Consider the following 3,653-nt stretch of genomic DNA (forward strand, 5'->3'; position numbering starts at 1 on the left):
AGCGGACGATCCTCGGTGGCTTCGACCAGGAGAAGTTGCAGCCCCGGGAGCGGCCGGGCGGATGCCGTGCCGCCGGTCTGCACGGTCCCGCGGAGCAAGGCACCGCCGGCCGCCGCGTTGCTCAAGCGAAAATATCGGGTGATCGCACCCGGACTCAGCAAAATGGCGTTGGTCACGACGCCTGGAACACGATCCCAGGTCAGATCCGAAATCGCGCTCGAACTCTCGAGGGCATAGCCGTCGGGGATGGCGTCCTCAGGCCATTCCACCAGAACGTTCACGCCGACATTCTCCACCGACAATTTCGGTCCCGTGGCCCGTCCGGACAACGCCGCCAGGGCTTCAGGAACGAGGAGGGGAAGCGCCACGCAGGCCAGCGCGAAGGCAAAGGCGTTCATGAAGGCGGCAGGATGTCACATTCGGACGTCGGTGAAAAGCTCCGCCAATTCGGAGGCCGTTGCCCTGCACCACAGGATTCCAGGATCGCCAGCATGGACCCGCAAAGACGTCGCCATTGAACCGCCCGGACGCCACGCTTCGGGTCCTCAACAATACCGATCTGCCGCCCGTGCGCTCCGCAGCGTCCTTTTCCGGCCGGGCGGGGCTATTCCCCGGTCTCCTGGGCCAACGTGTAGCGGACGCAAAGCGGTTGCCCTGCGGTGAGCGGCAGGCCCTCGGTGCAGATCATCCGGTTGCCGAAGACCTCATTTCCGACCACAACCACGCCGTCGGTAAGGGCTCGCGAAAGAATAACTTGATCCATTACTTCGACCTAGGATGAACGACGTAGTTCCATTCTCCATAAAATCTGGCTGAGCGACAATCGACCCGTGCCAGTTCCTCATCCGAGACAACCACTCCGGTTTCATAGGTGGCAGTGTCGACCGCCGCCTTCACGACCAATCCCTCGGCCGTGGTCGTGCTCGCAATCAAGTTCACGATCACTTCATAACTCAACAGCGGACTCCCTCGCCAGTTGTTCGTGATGAAGCTGAACAGCCGGTGCTCGATCTTGTTCCACTTGCTCGTTCCCGGGGGAAAGTGACACACCGCAAATCGGAGTCCCACTTCATCCGCCAGTTCTTGAAGCGCAACCTTCCACAGTCGGTTTCGACTGCTATTGCTTCCACCCCCGTCGGCAGTGATCAACACTTCTTCAGCCTTGGGAAATCGCCGGGCTCCCAGAAGCTTCCACCACCTCCTGAGACTGGCGACCGCGAAGCGGGCCGTGTCATGGTCAATACCCACACTCACCCAGCCCTCATTGTTCGCCGGATCATAAATCCCGTAGGGGATGGCTTTGCCACGGCCTGTTGCGGCGGCTGCTCGCGGCAGCGCAATGCCAGCACATCGGCGTGGTCCGGCCCATCCGGCCCATCCGGCCCATCCGGCGCACCCAGACGCAGTTTCGAAGTCCGGAAGGCGTTGAGGCCGCTGTTCGACTCGCCGGGCTTCAGGTGGAATGTGCCGCCGTGGTCCTCCTCTTCGATGGGGAAGCTGACTGCCCCGGGGTACTGGCCGCCCGCGTCCGCACCTGGGCGCAGGAGGCGGCGAACGGAAAACCGTGTGACGTTGTTGTGGCCTATCGCGAATGCGAGACCTGGTTCCTCGGCGCCCTCGAATCCCTGTGCAGCCGATACGGCATTGCGAAGGATGCCATGGCTCCCACCGATCGCGAGTCGAAGCGCGACGCCAAGGGCGAGCTCGAACGTTTCATGCCCACCCACCGCGCCTGCTCGGAAACCGGCGACCAGCCGGCGATGAGCGCCTCCCTGGACCTGGCGTTGGCCCACCGCCGCAACGGGTCCTTCCGCAAACTGGTCAAGACGGTCGGAGCTCTGCGGGCCCCGCTGCGCCAGTCGATTCCGGAGTGGCCTCCCGCAAGCTGGCGGCCTTGATGATTTCCAGAAACTGGAACTGACGTGGATCGGGAGGGAGAACCGGCCCCGGCTGGAGCCGCGTATCCTGATGGAGGACCCGGCCCAGTCGCATCACCCCCGGGACCGAGTCACGGACAAAGACCTGTTCGATAACCGGCTCCTCTTTGGCGACAATCTGTTCCGGAGTGGGTTGGACTTCAAAGCACCGGGCGACCATTTCGACGACGTCACGCACCGAAGTGAGCCGATTGGATCATGAAGTGAGCTGGTGCTCCTGGAGGGCGAAGACCATGGCCGCCTCCACCAAGGCCATGTGATGATGCCAACCGAACCAATTGGCCGCCTCAGGATGCCTTCTCAAGGCGGTCAGGGACGGGGGTGCCGGGGCTGGCGCGAGTGCGGCTGGTCCACACCGAGCGCAGCCTCCAGAGAGGCAGGGCCAGCAGCAAGCCGGACAAAATCGCGTAGTTCGGCTCCGGAACTGCGGTGACCGAAATAATGTTCCCGACGATATACCGTTCTACTGGAAAATAGGTCGGGTCACAATCGGGCCAGCAGTCCAAATCCGGCTCTGCCGGGAGATAGATTTGCACCGTGAGGGTGCCCACCAGAAGCGGATTCTCCAGCTGAGAGGCGGGAGGAAGCGCGTCAGGATCCTGCGGCAGGCTGTCAATTCGATAATAGAGTTCAAGCGAGGCGTGCTGGTCGTCAATGGCATGCGGAGTGGGATGTGTGGAGGATACCTGGAGGTCAGCATCTGGAAGTCCCCAAACGCCACGGGGACCGAATCTGAGATATTGCACAAAGTCTTCCTCGCAGAGGAAACATTCATCTCCCTCGGGCAGCGGCGCAAAGCTGTACGCTTGGGTCACCCCGCCCGGATTGACTGGCTGGGTTGAGAATTTGTTGACCGTGAAGTCGTCGAAAATGCGAAACGAAAGTGGGACTCCTGGAAAAACTCCGGACGGAGGGCCGGGATTCAAATCATCCCCCGAAGGCGGATACACAAAGTAACCCGAAATCGTCTGTCCCACCCGGTACCGACCGTCGAGCAGTTCCGGGACACCCGGCCCGAATTCCGGGCCGAGTGACTCAACAAATCCTTCGAAGTGAAACAACTGTTGGGCTCTGCATGGCAGGCGATCGCCGCAGGCTGCCAGAATTCCGAGTGAAAACAGGACGGTCCGTGATGTGACTTTCATGGGACGGGGCGGTTGATCATTGTCTGTCGGCAACAATGTGCTGTGGGCGTCAGTTCAACATTCCAGCGGCTACTAGCAGACGTTGCACACACCACTTCATCGCCGTCAAGAGCGGAATCCGGCCCGTGTTCATCGTGGAAGCGTTTGAGGAGGAGCAATCTGCGGTACCCTTAGGGGAGCCCGGAGGCCCCGGTGTTGCGGCGCGACGAAAGTCCCCCGGTACAAAACGCCCGGCCGACAGCATCTTGGGCACGTCCGACCAACGGCTGCCGGGAAATGCTGCTGGCTCAGCTCGGACTGGAGCTTCCCCCGCAATCCCCTCCCCGTATCTCCTTCCCAAACGCCATGGAGCCCCTGCCGGGCTCCCCAACGTAGTGAAGACCTGTCACCCGGATCTTCAGAATCAGGCCCATTTCCGCGCTTCCCCTTCTCCAGTTGGGAAAGTCGGGTTAACGCTTTCAGTCCTCCGGGGGCGGCTCCCCGCGCAATTGGCTTTGAATGTCCCGGAGCACTTGGGCCACCCGGTCCACGCCGACCTGCTGTTGCATCCGGCAGAAGGTGGACTGGCTGG

At 61.8% G+C, this 3,653-nt stretch carries 4 protein-coding genes; all 4 read right to left on the reverse strand.

Annotated elements, in window-relative coordinates; all coding sequences use genetic code 11:
• On the reverse strand, window positions 1-398 hold a 398-nt coding region (locus KF791_20830), incomplete at its 3' end, for a hypothetical protein (GenBank protein ID MBX3735029.1).
• A gap of 206 nt (window positions 399-604) precedes the next feature.
• Window positions 605-763, reverse strand: a complete 159-nt coding sequence (locus KF791_20835; GenBank protein ID MBX3735030.1) for a hypothetical protein — start codon at window positions 761-763, stop codon at window positions 605-607.
• On the reverse strand, window positions 763-1,638 hold the full coding sequence (locus tag KF791_20840) for an ISAzo13 family transposase (GenBank protein ID MBX3735031.1): 876 nt from the start codon (window positions 1,636-1,638) through the stop codon (window positions 763-765). Before KF791_20840 ends, KF791_20835 begins: the two co-directional genes overlap by 1 nt.
• Before the next feature lie 586 nt (window positions 1,639-2,224).
• Window positions 2,225-3,082: a hypothetical protein gene (locus KF791_20845; protein ID MBX3735032.1), complete on the reverse strand. Its 858-nt coding sequence runs from the start codon at window positions 3,080-3,082 to the stop codon at window positions 2,225-2,227.
• Window positions 3,083-3,653 lie beyond the last annotated feature (571 nt).

This window comes from Verrucomicrobiia bacterium (assembly GCA_019634635.1).
Taxonomy (GTDB): Bacteria; Verrucomicrobiota; Verrucomicrobiia; order Limisphaerales; family UBA9464; genus UBA9464.